Source organism: Pseudomonas sp. PAMC 29040 (assembly GCF_003994535.1).
GTDB classification, from domain to species: Bacteria; Pseudomonadota; Gammaproteobacteria; order Pseudomonadales; family Pseudomonadaceae; genus Aquipseudomonas; species Aquipseudomonas paraversuta.
The window spans coordinates 1-17,100 of the sequence record NZ_RZAA01000002.1 but is presented as its reverse complement, the minus strand read 5'-3'; the positions used below and the strand labels follow the sequence as shown (position 1 = coordinate 17,100).

The window sequence follows — 17,100 nt, the reverse complement described above, 5'->3', positions numbered from 1 at the left end:
GGAGCCAGAAAAAACCACCACAACCAGCAAAAGCGCGCCGACCGGCAAACACCCCGCCGCCCATGCCACTCGAAATAGCCCCCATACCAGTCTTATGCCGCCTCCTGAATCAGTGAGTGGAGGCAAAATAACTGGAAATCAGATATAGCTTGATCAGCCGCACCTTGCCCGGATACGGCTATGAACAAGGCTACTTATCACAGGTGTTTAAATTCTTCTTTCAGCAACTCGGAAAACTTATCTTTTGCACGATGAAATTCAACGTTTTTGTTCGATATGAAATAATTTTGCACAGGCAATAAATCTTCAAACATATATTCACTTATACTTCCGAACCGCCCGAACTGCTCAAACAAACCTTTCGGAACTAACGACACGCCTGCGCCGGAACTTACGCACCCCAGGATTGTGCCATAACTGGCTATGCTTGTTATGGGGATTGATACTTCATGCCTCTCCAGCCAACTTACCAACGCCTTCCTGTAAGGGCATCCTTCAGGCCACATGAATATATCAGTGCCACTCAAGTCCTGCGGCTCATTTATCCGCCCCGCAGCCGGAGAGGCGATCAAGGCCAACTCCTCCTTGTAAATCTCAATGATTTCAAGATCCGGGTGCTCAGGCCTGACAGCGATGATTGCTCCATCCAGTTCATGGCTGACCACATCGTTTGATAATTGCGACCAATCCCCCGTACTAAACTGCATTTGTACAGAAGGATAGAGCTGATGGAACTTTGATAAAAGCTTGGGCAACCTGCCTGTGGCGGATGACTCTATAGCGCCAATTTTCAAGTTTCCCGACGGCGCTGCGGCGGGATCGAGGGCTCTTTTTGATTCCTCACTCAAAGACAGGATCTTGTTAACGTAGCCAAGAAACAACCGCCCGGAAGGGCTGATTACAAGCCCCCGGCCTTTCCTTATAAATAACGAGACCCCGAGTTCTCTTTCTAAATGCTTGATTCTGTTTGTGATGTTTGACGGAACACAGTGCAACAGTTCAGAGGCGCGGATAATGCTTCCTTGATCGGCCACTGCTTTGAACATCGCTAACTGAGACAACTCCATGTCATTGCTCACTTAAAGTGAATGATGGAATAACTATAAGTCACTTGTTGCAAGCATTCAACTCGTTTAATTTGTAGATGACGGTATGTACGGTTACATGACCGCAGCGTTTGGTGCCACGGCCTGGGTTGAAGACAAATATAAAATACGCGAATGAAACGAATTTTCAGAGTTTCTGTACAACACCGGCGTAGCAAAACATAAGGCAGCTTTGAGTTCAGCCGAGCATAAATACTCAATCATGGAGGCGATGATGGTTTCTATCGCTTCAGAGATTTGGAATGGTCCAGAGTACAACTTCATTGCCCAATACATAGAGGACAAGTTACTCACCCTCAATCCTTCTCTGAAAACGAACACTCAGAGTTTGCGTAACGCTAAAGGATAGGTCATGGGACATTCTGGTGAAGTGGAAAACAAGCATGGCTTGCATGCTTTAGCTGCAGCACAAGCATATGCTCGAACGGCCGATATAACTTTCAAGTTGGGTCGACTGAAAGGAACTATGCTCAATTACAATGAAAGAGTAGGAAACGCTTTTGCGGCTATGCACCAAGCCCTGACCTCATAGAGCCAGTTTCTATAGCCAGAGGGATATACCGATTATCTTTCTTCAAACGAGCCATAGGCTAATCGGTATATCTCGAAAAATGCAGAGCTCAAACCAAGAGAAATGTCATGGTTTATTGTTGGAAATTTAAGTTGCACAAGGATCCATTATATGGATCTTGAACAAACTTTGATCGCGCTAGGTTTTTTTGCCTTTTGCGGCGGCTTGATAGATGCTGCAGTCGGTGGTGGCGGGCTTGTACAACTGCCGGCACTTTTGCATGCCCTCCCTCAGCAAAGTCTAGCTACTGTTTTCGGAACTAACAAACTGGCTGTTTTGGCGGGCAATTTATCTTCCATATTCAGCTATGTAAAGCGAATAAAAATCATGTGGAAGTTAATGCTTCCCACCATGCTTTCCGCATTTCTATTTGCCTTTCTTGGTGCCTTCTCAGTATCTATCGTGCCAAAAAAACTAATGGAGTTTGTTGTTTTTTTCATCCTGATAGCCATGGCCATTTATACTTTCACGGAAAAAAAATTAGGCTTGGTGGCTTCTAATAAACATTGCGGATCAAAGGAGATTATCTCAGGGGTTTTGTTTGGTGGCCTCATTGGTTTCTATGATGGTGTCTTTGGCCCTGGCAGCGGTAGTCTTCTGCTTTTTATATTTGTAAAATTTTTTGGCTTCGATTTTTTAAACGCATCGGCCTCTGCAAAACTGGTTAATCTGGGTACGTTTAGCGCAGCGCTTATGTTTTTTGTTCCGTCTGGCAACGTCTTATGGACTATCGGCGGTGTAGTTGCTCTGTGCAATATGGCAGGTTCTCTCACCGGTGTTTTCTTGGCACTCCGTTACGGAAGCGGCTTTATCAGGATATTTTTCCTGATTCTGCTTATATTTTTGATAGGCAGAATGGGCTTGTCTCTATTTTCGTAGGGGATAAGCTCAAGCTTTAATCCCTGCGGCCAGCCACTCGCTTCGACTGATCACCAGTTGGGGGTATGACTCGGATGGATCCTCCGGACACATGCAACCCGACAAAGCCCGCCCTGTGCGGGCTTTGTCGTTTCTGCCTGCCGTCTCCTCTCATGCTGTGGCTGCCCCGGACATTGCCGGCAGGACGGTTCAGTCCTATCGTTCCCCGGTCCTGCTGAAGCTGCACGCCAGCAGCCTCAATCGCACAAAACAAGGAGCGAAACCATGAAGCAAGCCCTGGCCACCAAGGATCGTGTGCGAATCCAGCAAGTTGAAGTGCTGTCGGACAACTGGTACGTGCTGCGCAAGACCACCTTCGACTTCCAGGGACGGGACGGGATCTGGCGAAAGATGTCCCGGGAGACCTATGACCGCGGTAACGGTGCGACGATCCTGCTGTACAGCCCGCTGAAAAAAACCGTGGTGCTGACCCGCCAGTTCCGCTTCCCCGCCTTCGTCAACGAACATGACGGCATGCTGATCGAAACCTGCGCCGGACTGCTGGATCAGGATGATCCACACACCTGTATCCGTAAGGAAACCCAGGAGGAAACCGGTTATCGCATTGAAAATGTACGCAAGGTGTTTGAAGCGTTCATGAGCCCCGGTTCGGTTACCGAGCGCCTGCATTTTTTTGTCGGGGAATACTCTGACCAGGACAAGGTCAGCGAGGGTGGAGGCCTTGAAGCCGAGGGCGAGGAGATCGAAGTTCTGGAGTTGCCTCTGGACGACGCACTGGCAATGATCGACACGGGAGAAATCAAGGACGGCAAGACCATCATGCTCTTGCAATACGCGAAGCTGCACGGACTTGTGGATTGCTGAGTTTTTCACTTCGGGAGATTGCTTATGTATAGCCATATCCAGATCGGCGCGCGGGATGTACCGGCGCTGGCAGTCTTTTACGACGGGGTGCTGGCCACTCTGGGCCTGGTGCGCATTGTTCATGATGATGAAGACCGCGGGCCTGCGGGTGCGGGCTGGCAGCGCCCCGGACTTTACTGGCCGCAGTTTTACATTCAGTCGCCGATCAATGGTTTGCCCGCGACCTGGGGCAATGGTGTGCAGGTGAGTTTTGCCGCGCACTCGATCGAGCAGGTGCAAGCGGCCTGGGATACGGCCTTGCGCCTCGGCGGCACGGATGAGGGTGCTCCGGGCAACCGGCCACAATATGGCGACGATTATTACGGCGCCTATTGCCGTGACCCCGAAGGCAACAAGCTGTGCTTTGTGTTTGCCAGGTCGATGGCCATTGCGTAGGAGCGAGCTTGCTCGCGATCTTTCAGCCAATGGAAAAGATCGCGGGCAAGCCTGCTCCTGCAGATCAGCGGGGTTTACAGGTGGTCGGGGCCACTGCCAAAGCGGGTCATCATCACGTTGATGAAGTCTTCAAGGCTCATTTTTTGACCATTGAAATCCACTTCCCCAGCGGCATAGTTGAGGGATGCCAGGATGTTGTTGCCATCCACTTTTGCCAGGCCCGTTTGCACGGCCATGACACCCGCCATTTCGCTGTTGGCGCTGGCCATTTTCGCGATGGTTTGCGGGTCGGTCTGGCCGGCCAGTTGTGCCTGAACGGCGGACAGGTCGGCAATCATGGGTTTGGACAATTGCAGCTTGGCGTCCAGGGAGGTCAGCGTTTGCTTGGTGACTTCGATAGGCGGCTGCTCGAACGAAGTCGGCTGAGCCAGGCTCACCGCAAGGTTGAACTGACTTTCGCCATTGGTGGTTTTAAGGGTGAGTTTTTCCAGCGCCAGCTGTGGTTTGGCCGCCAGCAGTTTTTCGACCTCGGCTTGCATCTGCGCTTGCTCTGCCGGGGTCAACTGCGCCATAGGCATTGTGCCGTCGGCTTGAGGCTCGAATTTGGTTTGGTAGATCTGCAACAGCGATTGCATGGCCGGAATGTCCAGGCTGCTGGCCGTCATGACCATTTGCGCGCTGCCCACCGGCTTGTCGTCCAGGGTGATGTCGCCCACGTTGTACGACAGACGCCCTGACATCAGGCTGCCGTTGGCAGAAGCCGAGCCGGCATATTCGAAGTTTTTGATCTTGGCCACCGACTGGCGCTCGCCAAAGGTCAACTGGCCCTCACTCAGCTCCAGCACGTTCTGCCCCAGGTAGAAGCCATAGCTGCTTTTGGTCAGGTCGCTGGCCAGGGTCAGACCATTGAGCTCGACGCGAACTGGCGGTTGCCCGGGCGTGGCGGCCTGAAGCACCAGATGGTCCATGTAGCCTTTGGCCTTGAGGTTTATGCCCTCGGCATCTGTCTGGCCATCCATGGTCAACCCGGAGAAGCTGATGCTGGAGTTCTCGTCAACTTGGGCTTCAAACGGCAGCAGCTCCATGCTCCCGTCAACCGAGCGGTTGTAGCCCAGGGTAACCTGGCCTTTGAGCGGAGACTGGTCCTTGGCGGCGGCGAACCATTTTTCGGTGTACGGAGTTTTTTCCAGCGAATAGTTGCTGGTCGCCATCACTGGCATCCACTTGAACGTCTTGATCCGCGACCATGGCAACGGACCATGTTCGATATTGTCCACAAACAGCAGTTCTACCGGCTGGGCGTCCGGGCCTGCGGCGTCGTCCTGCAGATTCACACGGTAGTGCGCAGTGCTGCTGTACAGGTGGCGGTCAAGGGAAACCAGTTCGATAGTGCCGTGGGTGGTGGTGCCTTGCAGCTGGGACGCCAGTTCCTTGTTGGCTTCCTGGATCGAGGTCTTGAGTACATCCTCAAGCTTGGTGCCGGTGTACCACGCGCCTGCGGTGTTCAGGGCACCTGCAATAACAACAATCCCTACCAGTACGCCTAATGGTTTATTCATCAATTGACCCGTTCAATGTCCGTTGTGTTGAAAGATATGCGGTCTTCAGCAAGCCCGTCATAGGCCGAAAAGTGCAAGCAGGTTAACACTGGCAACGGGCTGGACGCTGTTTTTCGGCACCGTCCGATATGGCGCAGATCACGCGTAGCGCAGCTCCATTTCGTCGAGTTGATGATCGAAGCTCTTGAGGCTGGCGCTCCAGGTATACACCAGCACTTCCAGCTCGTGGTCGACCGAGGTTTCGCCGACAGCGTTGAGTGATATGCCTGAGTAATCCAGTTGATAGCGTTCCCGGGCCATGGCTGAGGCTACATCTGAAAGCGCATGGGCGTGGTCGAGCCATTCACGATCCTCAGGCGCCAGGGCCCTGTCGAGTTTCAGACATTGGGATTTCAGGGCCTCGAGGCTTTTTTCCAGCGGGGTGCCGGTGAGTTCACCCATGAATTCCTGGAAGGTGCGGCCCGGCTGCCAGTAGCTGCCCCAGAAATAGCGGTCGAATACGGTTTCAACCCGGCGCAGCGCGACTTTGGTGTCCCAGATCATGACCCGCGTCTGGCCCTTGTCTATTTGCCGCTGCTGGATTTGCCTGGTTTGCACCGACGCCCAGGCCACAACGACGATGGCCAGCACGGCGATCAGGGCACTGGCACTGTCGAGGAAGACCATCGCCTTGTCGATCTGGTGCGCCAGCATGATGCCGTAGAAGTAAGTCGCAGAGAGCAGCACCAGGGCTGCGACTGCGCACCAGAAACCGGGAGCATATGGATTTTTCATTATTAGTATCCCCATCAAGCACTGCTTGCGCGATGGGGAGGACTTGAGACCCGCGTATGCCCTGAACCATCGTTCCGATACCGACCCTCCAAAGCATAGCAACCCTGTCAGGGTTTAGCGTGCTCCGGGGCTTTCGCCTGTGCATTTTCCCAGCCGCCACCGAGGGCCAGAAACAAGTCGATCTGGCTCATGGCAACCTGGGTGTTGGCGGTGGCCAGTTGCGCTTTCACGTCGGTGTAAGTGCGGGTGGCTTGCAGGTCTGCAAGAAACGATTCACGCCCGGCGAGGAAGAACTGGTGCGTTTGCTCGGCAGCCGTTTTAGCCGAATCGCCTGCCAGGGCCAGGGCATCCCGACGCTGGAGCAAGGCAGTGTATTGCACGAGACTGGTCTGGGTCTCACGAATGGCGTTAAGCACCACGCCGTCAAACCTGGCCAGCGCGCCCTGGGTCACCGCCTCGGCTTCACGAATACGGGCCCGCGAACCGTTGGTCGGGATGGTCCAGCTCAGCAACGGGCCAAAGCCCCAGCGGTTGGTCGGTGCCGTGCCGAGGTTTTCCAGCAGGCCCACGGTACCCACGGTCGCGCCGATACTGATGTCCGGATACAGCGAACCGGTGGCTACACCGATCTCGGCCGTGGCGCTAGCCAGATGACGTTCGGCCTGACGTACGTCTGGCCGACGCTTGAGCAGCGCTGCGCCGTCGCCCACGGGCAGCAGTTGGGCGATGTGTGGCAGTTCTGCGCAATCGGCAACGCCGGCGGGCAGTTGGTCGAGGGGTTTGGCAATGAGCATCGACAGGCGAAACAACCCTGCCTGACGCAGCGCCTGGTAGCGCGGGAGTTCGGCGCGTAATGATCTGAATTGAGTTTCGGAACGCGTTACCTGGGTTTCGTCGCCCCGGCCCGCATCGCGCAGACGCTGCGTCAGCTGGGTACTCTGCGATTGCAACTGCAGCGACTCTTCGGCGATATGTCGCTCTTCATTGGCCGCGCAAACTTGCGTATAGGCGCGCACCACGTCGGCCACCACTGTGATACGTGCGGTATCGGCTGCCGCCTGGGTTGCATCGGCATTGGCCTGCGCCGCTTCGATACCGCGTTGCAACGTGCCCCACAGGTCGAACTGATACGAGGTGCTGAGGCCAAGGTCACCGACGTTGGCTACCGGGACCTTGTCCGTCAGCAGGAAGGCTTCACCGGACTCCTGAAGACGCTGGGCGCCCGCCTTCGCCGAACCGCTCCAGCCACCCGCAGACTGCGCCTGTTCAACTTGAGCCCGCGCCCGCGACAGGTTGGCCGCCGCCACGCGCAGATCCGTATTGGAAGCCATGGCCTGGCGCACCAGCTCGTCAAGTCTCGGGTCCTGATACAGTTTCCACCAGTCGGCCGGTACAGGCGCCGACACCACATTCGCGCCCTCACCCGCCAGCTCGCCCTGTAAATCAGGACGCTGCATGGCCGAGTCCTTGGGCAGGTGGTAATCCGGCCCCAGCATCTGGCAGCCGGACAGCAGCAAGCCCAGCCCCAGGGCTGCCAGGTGGACCGCTTTCATTGCGCAGCCTCCTGCGCCGGTTTGTCTTTGACCTTGTCCGCGACGATCGAAACGGTCGCGGTACGCCCGGCGATCATGCGGAAATCGGCTGGCACATCATCAAACACGATGCGTACCGGAATCCGCTGCGCCAGCCGCACCCAGCTGAATGCCGGGTTGACGTTGGGCAGCAGGTTCTGGCCGCTGGTGCGGTCGCGGTCTTCAATACCGGCCACGATGCTTTCGACATGGCCACGCAAGCGAGCATTGTCGCCGATCACGCGGATCTCGACGCTCTGACCGACATGGATGCCGTCCAGTTTGGTTTCTTCAAAATAGCCGTCGATATGGAACGAGCTGCTGTCGACAATCGACAGCACGGGCTTGCCGGCCGTGACGAACTCATTGACCCGGGGAGCGCGGTCGTTGACGTAGCCATCAACCGGGCTGCGCACGACGGTGCGATCCAGATTGAGCTGCGCGCTGTCCACGGCGACTTCGGCTTCAGTCAGGGCTGACTGCGCACGCAGTTCCCGGGACTGGCTTTCTTCAAGCAGCTCGCGGGCTACCAGATTGCCCAGCCCGCGGTTGCGTTTGCTTTCGCGCTGGGCCTGGGCCAGCGTCTCCTTGCGATCGGCAACCACTGCCTGGGCCTGGCGCAAGGCCAGACGGAAACGCTCCTGATCGATGATGAACAGCACCTGATCACGGGTGACGGGCTGGTTGTCACGCACATCCACCTGCTTGATCAGGCCCGACACATCGGGGGCAATCTGCACCACGTCGGCGCGAATGTGGCCATCGCGCGTCCAGGGGGCAAACATGTAATACATGGTCATGCGCCAGACCACGACGCAGGCGAACGCCACCACCAACAAGGTGAGAACGACACGGCCCAAGGTCAATAGAGGTTTTTTCATGTCATTAGATATCGACTAAACGAATCCACAACGCCGAGTAGCAAAGCGTAGAGACCGACGTTGAATAAAGCCCGGTGCCAGACCAGGCGGTAAAAGTGCATACGCGTCAGGAGCGCGTGAACCAGCAAAAACAATATGTAAGTGATGCCCATCAGCACCAGGAGCGTGGGCAGAAACACCCCGCTGATATCTACGTCACCGATCATAGCGGCGCTCCGTCAATGCCATGGGCATGGGACTGTGGCAGGTCGTGCTCATCAACGATGAACTCCACACCCGGTAATAGGGCCAGGCGCAAACCGCTCAAGGCGTGGAGCAAGTGCACCCGGGCCTCGCCCTCGTCCTGCATTTCGCGGGCGTTAAGCGCACGGCGGGTGCGGTCCAGGGTCATTTGCAGACCATTGGGCATTGGCAGGCGTTCGCCGGCCTTGAGGCAAGCGCTGAAGTACTCCCCCACCTCGCTGACTACCTGGCCCAGCAGGCGTTGCCGCTCGCCGGTGACCCGGGGTGAGTAGGCCAGCAAATCCAGGAGGTTGAGCGCCACTCGCAAGTCACGCAGGGCGCTGCCTGTGTCCTGGCCGGTCATCGCCAGACGCGGCAGGTGCTGCATCAGCCGATCAAGCATTTGCGCGCCCATGTGCCGGTGCTCGGCCAGGGTTGCGGGCCGGGTCAGCGTGACGATATCGCGCCAGCTGAAACGCGTCAGGCGTTTAGCCGCCAGTTCGGCGCCAAAGGGGCGGGCGATAAGGGTCCAGACGAAAGCAAAGAGCAGGCCGATGGGGCCGGCCAGGTTGGCGTTGATGAACACCATGAAGTCTGCGTCGTAGGCCCCCTGAATGCTGATGAATGAGGCCGTGTTGACGATGGTCAGCAAGGTCCCCAGGTAAAAGCGCGGTTGTACCGTCAGCGTACCGACACAGATAAAGGGCACGGCGAACGCCAGGACCAGCATCGGGAAATCGTGCAGGTTGGGCAGGATCACAAACAGGTACAGGCTGGCGAACAGTACCGACAGCGAGGTCCAGAAAAAGAACCGGTAGATCTGCGGCGCCGGGTCGTCCATCGCGGCAAAAAAACTGCAGGCCACGGCCGCCAGAATCACCGCGCTGGCGCCGTCCGTCCAGCCGAGCAAGATCCACAACACCGAGGCGACAACAATTGCCGTCACCGTGGAAAATGCGGAGTAAAGCATCAGGCCCCGATCCAGAAACGGTGTCAGCCGGCCCAGGCGCCAATGCCGGTAAACCGCGCGCCAGATATCCTGACTGCCCGTTGCAATCGCCTGTTGCAGGCTGCGGCAGTCTTGCCACAAATCAATCCACTCGCCCAGCCGGTAGAGCGCATTGGAGAACACCAGCTGGCGTCGCTCATCCAGCGCTTCGGCACTGGGCTGCAAGAGTTCCAGTTCATGGCGCAGAGCCTTCCAGGCCTCGACAGGGGCGCCTTCGCGAGTGCTTTCGAGCCAGTCCCGGCTTTTCGCCAGCAAGGGCGCTATTTTGTCCACCAGCTCGGGGGTACGCCGCTCCAGGGCATACAGCGCGTCATCCAGCGCGTCGACCACCGGCAGCAGGTTGATCATGCGCCCGCGCAGTTCTTTGGTGTTGCGCACGGTCTGCGGCAACGCACCTTCGTGGGGCAATTGACCGATCATCAACTCCAGGCTGTTGAAGGTTGCCACCATAGATGAGCGCAGGCCGCTGGCTTTACTCGGCTCTACGTCGCGGGCCAGAAAATGCTTGCTGTAGCTGGCGGCGTCGCCAAACCACTTGGCGGCGGAATCAACAAACACCGGGGCCAGCCGCCGGGGCCAGAACATGCTGCCCACCACGGCCGCACAGACAATCCCGAGGAGGATTTCTTCGGTGCGCGAGACAGCGATGTCGAATACGTTGAGCGGGTTGTCCACGATCGGCAAGGCGATCATGGGCATGGTGTAGCCCGCGAGCATGAAGATGTAACTGTTGGCCGTGCGCAGGTGCAGCGACAGGAACAACAGGATGCCGGTCCAGAGCGCGACCACCAGCACCAGCAAAAACGGGGTTTGTACAAACATGGGTACAAAAAATACCGCCGCCGAAGCACCCAGTAGCGTGCCCAGGGCGCGGTACACGGCTTTGGAACTGGTGGGGCCGACGAAGGGGCTGGAGACGATGTAGACCGTGGCCATTGCCCAATAGGGTCGGGGCATTTCCATCCACAGGGCGATGTACAGCGCGATCATCGAGGCGGCAAAGGTGCGCACGCCATAGAACCAGTCGCGGGCGGGCGGCATGCTGCTGAAAAAACCGTTCAAGAAGCGGCTCCATCAGGCAATTGGCCGGCAGCTTCGAAGGCCTTGATGACGCGTAATGCGGCTTCCTGATCTGCCACTGAGACCCCCGCCAGCGCTGTACGCCTGAGTTGTACAAGCTGCGCTTCAATCGACTGCACCAGGGAGCGCCCGGTGTCAGTCAGGCTGAGGGTTTTGGCCCGGCGATCGCTGGCGTCTTCATGACGCAGCACGTAACCGGCCTTGCACATCTGATCGAGCAAGCGCACCAGCGACGGGCTTTCCATACCGGCGGCCTGGGCCACGGTGACCTGGCGTGCGCCTTCTCCCAGACGGCCGATAATCAGCAACGGCATGGCGCAGGCTTCGGAAATTCCGTAATTGACCAGCGTGTTCTGGCAGACGCGACGCCAGTGGCGAGTCGCAACCACCATACCGGTGCTGATGCTCATCTGGAGTTGATCAAGAGTGTCAGGCAAGGGGTATCACATAAAGTTAGTTTGCTAACTATTAATATTGCGCGGGCAAATGATCTCAGTCAAGTGTTACCAGTTAATTCTGCTTACCGGTGACCGGTTTTGTGCGCAGCATCAGATTCAATTGATCAACAACCTCTGCCCAGTCGGCGTCTTCATTTATTTCATCGCGCAGGAAAGCCGCCTGAGCCGGCGTCCAGAAAAACGCCTCGTGCAACTTCAGATCCGGCTTGAGTGGCGAGTGCGAAGAGACAAATTTCTCAATGTCTGCTGGCTCGTTGGGCAGACCCAGCTGCTTGAACAATGAGGGAAGACTATGGGTGGGTGCTTGCATCAGAAAGACTCCGGTAAGGCGGGACGCATTCGGCGCCCGCGCAGGTCAAATATAGTCGAGCCTGCGTGTCATCGACGGTTAAGTCCTGAGCTTTGTGCCAACCCGGTGGAATCGGTGCAAAGTCGTCCGGTTGCACCTTGCTGCTGATTAACCAGATACGCCCTGTACCCGCAGGCAAGTCCACCAGGCGATCAACGTAGATTTTCGCGCCATTGGCGTTCACCAGCGTACCAAAACCGTAATTGTTCGGACGCCCCGATGAGCCATGCTCCAGCGGCGGTGTGTAGAGCATGGGCACAGACCCGGTCTTGTTGTAATAGACGTAGCTGAAGTACCAGAACAGGTCACTGACCACGATTCGGTCACCCGGTAAAAACTGCTGATTCACATGCTCAACCAGACGATCGAAATGATCGGCATCGCTGGTGAAGTTGCTGCGCAAACCCACCATCTCGGTACCGGAAAACAGCGTCAGCAATACGATGGCCAGCGCGCGCCGGTGTTTGAGCAGGCGATCCACCGCTATCGCAACAATCAGCGGCAGGCCCAGGGCAGCAAACATCACGTAGCGCTCGATGAACAGCGGTGAGGCAAAAGAGATGGCGTAAATGGCCAGGATCGGCAGCAGGGTGTAGATCACGATCAGCCTGGTGAATCTATGGGGTGTTGCATCCCTCACCGCCATCCATACCGCCCCGACAAGCAGGACAAGCGGTGCCAGCCAGAACAATGGCCAGGCAAGGCTGTCGCCTTCGTCCTGAATCAACAACTGCCAGGTCATGGCCGGTAGCGAGCGGGCATCAACCCCGGGCTCCCAGCCCACATCGCCCCCGGTCTTGAGTTCACCCATGTGTTGCAGCAGGTCTACCAGCCCCGGAAGCCAGGGCATGAACAACAACATGATGCAGGCGTTGGCGACCCACCAGGCAGGGCGTTTGATCAGTCCGCCGGTACTGCGACCACTCAGCAGCAGGTACAACCAGTGGGCAATCACACAGAAGGCGGTGAAGTAATGGGTGTAAAACCCGGCAGCCATCAGCACGCTGTAGATAACCAGATAGCGCTTGTTGTCGGGCGCTTTAACCCAGTAAACCAGGGCAATCGTTGCCGCGATCAGCCATAACCCCATCAGTGAGTACATCCGCACTTCCTGGCTATAGCGCACGGCGGTCGGCAACAACGCCAGAAGCAGGCCGGCCAGCAACGCAGCCCTGCGGGTCGCAATCAGCCGGACCAGCCACATCCCCAGCAGTACTGTGGCTACCCCGGGCAAAACACTGAGGGCGCGAATCGAAACCAGACTGTCGCCGAACAGCGCCATCCAGCCGTGCAACAGCATGAAGTACAACGGTGGATGAACATCGTGTGCGGCGTGGAACCAGATGCCCGCGAGCGAGTAGTCGCTCAGCATCAGACTTGAGCCTTCATCACACCAAATGGCAGAGGCGGTAGCCCCATAGAAACGCATCGCGCAGGCCAGTAACAAAATGGCCCATACCCATGGCTGACGAAGCAATCCGGCCAGTAGGTTGTGAGGCGATTCAAGGACGCGAAGCATTTTTTCGTCCACACCATTACTACTGAGTACGCCCATCCTTCACCTGCAGCTGCGCATTGACGCTGCACTCGGGCAGCTTGATCTCCGGCGATTGTAGGGCAAGGGGCAGCTGTGTGGTGGGGCCGGATACAAGAAAAGAAGGTGGCAAGATGAAATCACTCGCGCGCAGTCGCGCTAAACTAACTGTTACAAGGTTTGACAAGGATCAGGTCAGTACCTAGCTTTTAATTGGATCCAAATTAACGTACTGAACTGCCGTAGGTAGTGCCAACGTGGCTGTCAAAAATAACCCTTTAAGCAGTATCGAAGTAGCCGGCCCCATACCTGCCCATTTGGCCCGGTCGGTGATTGAAGCGTCCTTGCGCAACGCCATTCTTGATGGCCGGTTGCCCTGTGGCACCGCTATTCGGCAACAGGCCCTGGCGACTTTGTTTGGTGTCAGTCGCATGCCGGTTCGCGAAGCGCTGCGTCAGCTTGAAGCCCAGGGTTTACTGCAAACCGTGCAGCACAAAGGGGCAGTGGTCGCGCCTTTGATCGAGGACGACGCGCTGGAAACCTATGAACTCCGCTTGCTGCTCGAGACACAAGCCCTGCGCCTGTCACTGCCGTTGTTGAGTGAGGAAGATTTTGAAGTGGCTGCCGGTTATATCGAGGCTCTCGAAGTGGAAACCGACTGGAGCAGGATGGGCACTCTCAATCGGCAATTTCATCAGGCGCTTTACTGCAAGGCACCGAACAAAAAACTGCTGGCGCTGATTGATGAAGGGCTGATTGAAGAAGAGCGCTTTCTGCGCTTTAACCTTGAGCAGATGAATTTGGGCAAGCTGTCTCAGGACGATCACCGCGCCTTGCTGCGTCATGCCCGCGCCCGGGATATCGAGGCGTGTATCAAAGAGCTGGAGCTTCATCTACACCGCGGGGTAAAAGCCATTACCCACTATCTCGACAAGCAAAAAACAAAACAGCCCTGACGTTCAAAACGCCAGGGCTGTGGATATGTCTTTGATCAGCGCGCAGAAACCAGGGCTCCCCGCGCGCCTGCACCTCAGATTTTAAAGCTGTCGACCAGCTGTTTGAGGCGGCTGGCCTGCTGCGAAAGCGCATCGCAGTCTTTAAGGGTTTCGTTGAGGTTGACCACACCCTGCTGGTTCAGCAAATTGATCTGGTTGATGTCCACATTAAGGGATTCGACCACGGCGGTCTGTTCTTCAGTTGCCGCGGCAACTGACTGGTTCATGCCGTCAATTTCTTCGATACGCTGGGTCACGCTGATCAAACGCGCGCCGGCCTGGTTGGCCACCTCAACACTGTCCTCGCTGGATACCTGGCTGGCATTCATGGTGCTGACCGCTTCGCGGGAACCCACTTGCAGCGAGGTGATCATTTTATGAATCTCCTCTGCCGACTCCTGAGTGCGGTGAGCAAGGTTGCGTACTTCATCCGCCACCACGGCAAACCCGCGGCCCGCTTCGCCCGCACGCGCGGCCTCAATGGCTGCGTTAAGGGCCAGCAAGTTGGTTTGCTGGGAGATCCCTTTGATCACATCCAGAATGTGCCCAATGTTGTCGGTGCTGGCATTCAGGGTTTCGATCTGGGCACACGACAGGCTGATCTTCCGGGAAAGTTCAGTCATGGCCTGAATCGTCTGCTCAACGACTTTGCGCCCATCATCTGCCTGTTCACTGGCGCCGCTGGCATGCTGCGAAGCATCTGCGGCGTTGCGCGCGATTTCCTGGGTGGCTGCGCCCAGTTCGTTGATGGCTGCGGCAACGCTGTTGGTGCGCGCGCTTTGTTCATCGGAGCCAATGATTGACGCGTTTGACGATGCCATTACGCGCTGGGACAAATCATGGACCTGACGGGTCGCGGAGGACACTTCGGAGATCGACGCGTGAATACGCTCCACGAACTGGTTGAATGAACTGGCCAACTCGCCAAATTCATCCTTGTTTTCAATCACCAGACGCCGTGTCAGATCGCCTTCACCCTGGGCGATATCCTGCATGGCACGTCCCATGGTGGTCAGCGGCCGCATCAGGACCCGGATCAACAGGCTCAGAAGCAGAGCAATCACTGCCACCGCAATAAACATTGCGATCAACGCAGAGGTGCGGAACTTAGACAGAGGGGCGTAAGCTTTTTGTTTGTCCAACGACTGGCCGATGTACCAGTCTGCAGAGGGCAAGCCTGTGACCGGGGTAAAGGAGATGATTCGCTCCTGGCCATTGAGTTGCACCTCTTGAACGCCCTTCTCGATCTTCAGGTTGCTGGACGGGTATATATCCTTCAGGTTTTTCATGACCTGGTCTTTGTCCGGGCTGACGATGACCTGGCCATCACCGCTCACCAGAAATGCGTAGCCCAAACCGCCGGAATCCACCGAGTTAATAATTTTAACCAGACTGTCCAGGCTCAGGTCGCCTCCCACTACGCCCAGCAGTTGACCGTCTTTCTTGACGGGCATGGCAATGGTCACGATCAAACCGCCAACAGCTGCCATATAAGGCGGTGTGAGCATGGTCTTGCCGGCGCTTACAGCCTGTTTGTACCAAGGGCGCTCACGGGGGTCATAGCCCTCTGGCATTTTGGCGTCAGGTCGCTGTGTGAACACGCCATTAGCTTGACCAACGTACGTGAACTGGAAGTTCGAGGTGAACGCAGGCTGGTCGACCAACCCTGGCAAATCAGCCTGGCTGCCCTGGTGAGCAACGCTTTGTGCAAGGCTCTCCAGCACCAGGATACGACCGCTCAACCAATTCTGGACGCTACTGGCTGTCAGGTTGCCAGCCTGCTCCACCGACGACTCGATATTTTGGTTGATCGTATTTCGCTGCAGATAGTCGTTGTACAAAGTGAACAACGCAAACGCCAGAACCACGACGCCTGAAGCGGCCAGAAGAATTTTATGGCTGAACTTGAGATTCATTGCATGGACTTCTTATGCCGAAAGGTGGGATGCGTGCGGGTACAAAATTCCGTGTAGCACTTGAGACAGCCAGCGGGGATAACTGTACTGAATGCACGCATTGCTCATAAGGCTGTCGGCACCGACTGCGGAAAACTTAGCTGTATTTTTAAAACCCGACGGGAGTACGACCTGGCTTGTCGTTACCTGGATTTTGAGGGAGGACGCAGGGGGGGTCCGAAGACAGGAGGCGGCGCCAGAAATTTTCCCGGCGCAAAAACAAAACCCCTGTCTGCGTTGAGCAGACAGGGGTTTCGGAATTCAATCTTGACGATGACCTACTCTCACATGGGGAAACCCCACACTACCATCGGCGATGCATCGTTTCACTTCTGAGTTCGGGATGGGATCAGGTGGTTCCAATGCTCTATGGTCGTCAAGAAATTCTGTAGCAGATCCGTTATCAAAACGTGCCTGCGAAAACTTGGGACTTCTATAAAAACAAAATCCCCGTCTGCGTGAGCAGACAGGGATTTTGGAATTTAATCTTGACGATGACCTACTCTCACATGGGGAAACCCCACACTACCATCGGCGATGCATCGTTTCACTTCTGAGTTCGGGATGGGATCAGGTGGTTCCAATGCTCTATGGTCGTCAAGAAATTCGGTAGCCAGCGCGTTTACCTTGCGGTCAACGTTCCAGCGAATGGGTATGTAATAGATTTGTGTGTTGTGCAAACTTTCGGTTTGTATCGTCTTCACACACCGCAACTTGTCTGTTCTTGTCATCAAGAACGCAAATTGCTTGGGTGTTATATGGTCAAGCCTCACGGGCAATTAGTATTGGTTAGCTCAACGCCTCACAGCGCTTACACACCCAACCTATCAACGTCGTAGTCTTCGACGGCCCTTTAGG

Annotated in this window: 15 protein-coding genes, 3 rRNA genes and 1 pseudogene; 4 read left to right on the top strand and 15 right to left on the bottom strand. The window is 56.3% G+C overall.

All coding sequences use genetic code 11. The annotated features are described in order from the left end of the window. Nucleotides 1-197 precede the first annotated feature (197 nt). Nucleotides 198-1,067, bottom strand: coding sequence for a LysR family transcriptional regulator (locus WG29040_RS03015; protein ID WP_127195655.1), 870 nt, complete (start codon nucleotides 1,065-1,067; stop codon nucleotides 198-200). A 721-nt stretch (nucleotides 1,068-1,788) separates the two neighbouring features. Here WG29040_RS03015 and WG29040_RS03005 point away from each other — a divergent pair. The 3 genes from WG29040_RS03005 (at nucleotide 1,789) to WG29040_RS02995 (ending at nucleotide 3,855) form a co-directional block, all read left to right on the top strand. After that, nucleotides 1,789-2,556, top strand: coding sequence for a TSUP family transporter (locus tag WG29040_RS03005; protein ID WP_127195654.1), 768 nt, complete (start codon nucleotides 1,789-1,791; stop codon nucleotides 2,554-2,556). A 264-nt stretch (nucleotides 2,557-2,820) separates the two neighbouring features. Then, a complete protein-coding gene (nudK, locus tag WG29040_RS03000; protein WP_003438202.1) occupies nucleotides 2,821-3,420 on the top strand; it encodes a GDP-mannose pyrophosphatase NudK in 600 nt (199 codons plus the stop codon). Nucleotides 3,421-3,444: 24 nt separating this feature from the next. Then, complete coding sequence (locus tag WG29040_RS02995) at nucleotides 3,445-3,855, top strand: VOC family protein (RefSeq protein WP_003438199.1); 411 nt, start codon at nucleotides 3,445-3,447, stop codon at nucleotides 3,853-3,855. Between the two features lie 74 nt (nucleotides 3,856-3,929). Here the strand turns inward: WG29040_RS02995 and WG29040_RS02990 are convergent, their stop codons facing one another. The 9 genes from WG29040_RS02990 to WG29040_RS02950 form a co-directional block, all read right to left on the bottom strand. Next, nucleotides 3,930-5,414, bottom strand: coding sequence for a YdgA family protein (locus WG29040_RS02990; RefSeq protein WP_127195653.1), 1,485 nt, complete (start codon nucleotides 5,412-5,414; stop codon nucleotides 3,930-3,932). A gap of 138 nt (nucleotides 5,415-5,552) precedes the next feature. Then, nucleotides 5,553-6,188 (bottom strand): hypothetical protein, encoded by a 636-nt coding sequence (locus WG29040_RS02985; RefSeq protein WP_003438193.1) that lies wholly within the window; start codon nucleotides 6,186-6,188, stop codon nucleotides 5,553-5,555. Between the two features lie 107 nt (nucleotides 6,189-6,295). Next, the gene (locus WG29040_RS02980) at nucleotides 6,296-7,741 is read right to left on the bottom strand and encodes an efflux transporter outer membrane subunit (protein WP_003438190.1); all 1,446 of its coding nucleotides are present in this window, start codon (nucleotides 7,739-7,741) and stop codon (nucleotides 6,296-6,298) included. After that, nucleotides 7,738-8,640, bottom strand: a complete 903-nt coding sequence (locus WG29040_RS02975; protein ID WP_127195652.1) for an efflux RND transporter periplasmic adaptor subunit — start codon at nucleotides 8,638-8,640, stop codon at nucleotides 7,738-7,740. Before WG29040_RS02975 ends, WG29040_RS02980 begins: the two co-directional genes overlap by 4 nt. Then, entirely contained in the window at nucleotides 8,637-8,846 is a 210-nt protein-coding gene (locus tag WG29040_RS02970; protein ID WP_003438187.1) for a DUF1656 domain-containing protein, read from the bottom strand. Before WG29040_RS02970 ends, WG29040_RS02975 begins: the two co-directional genes overlap by 4 nt. Then, the gene (locus WG29040_RS02965) at nucleotides 8,843-10,933 is read right to left on the bottom strand and encodes an FUSC family protein (RefSeq protein WP_003438184.1); all 2,091 of its coding nucleotides are present in this window, start codon (nucleotides 10,931-10,933) and stop codon (nucleotides 8,843-8,845) included. The genes WG29040_RS02970 and WG29040_RS02965 overlap by 4 nt, the downstream gene beginning before the upstream one ends. Further along, nucleotides 10,930-11,361 carry a MarR family winged helix-turn-helix transcriptional regulator gene (locus WG29040_RS02960; RefSeq protein WP_003438183.1) on the bottom strand — a complete coding sequence of 144 codons (432 nt, stop codon included), beginning with the start codon at nucleotides 11,359-11,361 and terminating at the stop codon, nucleotides 10,930-10,932. The genes WG29040_RS02965 and WG29040_RS02960 overlap by 4 nt, the downstream gene beginning before the upstream one ends. 100 nt (nucleotides 11,362-11,461) lie before the next feature. After that, a complete protein-coding gene (locus WG29040_RS02955) occupies nucleotides 11,462-11,719 on the bottom strand; it encodes a DUF2789 domain-containing protein (RefSeq protein ID WP_003438182.1) in 258 nt (85 codons plus the stop codon). After that, the gene (locus WG29040_RS02950) at nucleotides 11,700-13,277 is read right to left on the bottom strand and encodes a glycosyltransferase family 39 protein (protein ID WP_256681512.1); all 1,578 of its coding nucleotides are present in this window, start codon (nucleotides 13,275-13,277) and stop codon (nucleotides 11,700-11,702) included. The genes WG29040_RS02955 and WG29040_RS02950 overlap by 20 nt, the downstream gene beginning before the upstream one ends. A gap of 272 nt (nucleotides 13,278-13,549) precedes the next feature. Here WG29040_RS02950 and WG29040_RS02945 point away from each other — a divergent pair, with 272 nt between their 5' ends. Continuing rightward, nucleotides 13,550-14,248, top strand: a complete 699-nt coding sequence (locus WG29040_RS02945; RefSeq protein WP_127195650.1) for a GntR family transcriptional regulator — start codon at nucleotides 13,550-13,552, stop codon at nucleotides 14,246-14,248. A 74-nt stretch (nucleotides 14,249-14,322) separates the two neighbouring features. Here WG29040_RS02945 and WG29040_RS24675 read toward each other — a convergent pair whose 3' ends face one another. From WG29040_RS24675 to WG29040_RS02925, 5 genes and pseudogenes are all read right to left on the bottom strand, one after another. Next, entirely contained in the window at nucleotides 14,323-15,108 is a 786-nt protein-coding gene (locus tag WG29040_RS24675; RefSeq protein WP_369826399.1) for a methyl-accepting chemotaxis protein, read from the bottom strand. A gap of 69 nt (nucleotides 15,109-15,177) precedes the next feature. Then, nucleotides 15,178-16,203 (bottom strand): annotated as a pseudogene (locus WG29040_RS24670) (cache domain-containing protein); the annotation flags it as partial. A 304-nt stretch (nucleotides 16,204-16,507) separates the two neighbouring features. Further along, nucleotides 16,508-16,623, bottom strand: a 5S ribosomal RNA gene (gene rrf, locus WG29040_RS02935). A gap of 105 nt (nucleotides 16,624-16,728) precedes the next feature. Next, nucleotides 16,729-16,844 (bottom strand): 5S ribosomal RNA (gene rrf / locus WG29040_RS02930). Between the two features lie 156 nt (nucleotides 16,845-17,000). Then, nucleotides 17,001-17,100 (bottom strand): 23S ribosomal RNA (locus WG29040_RS02925); the annotation flags it as partial.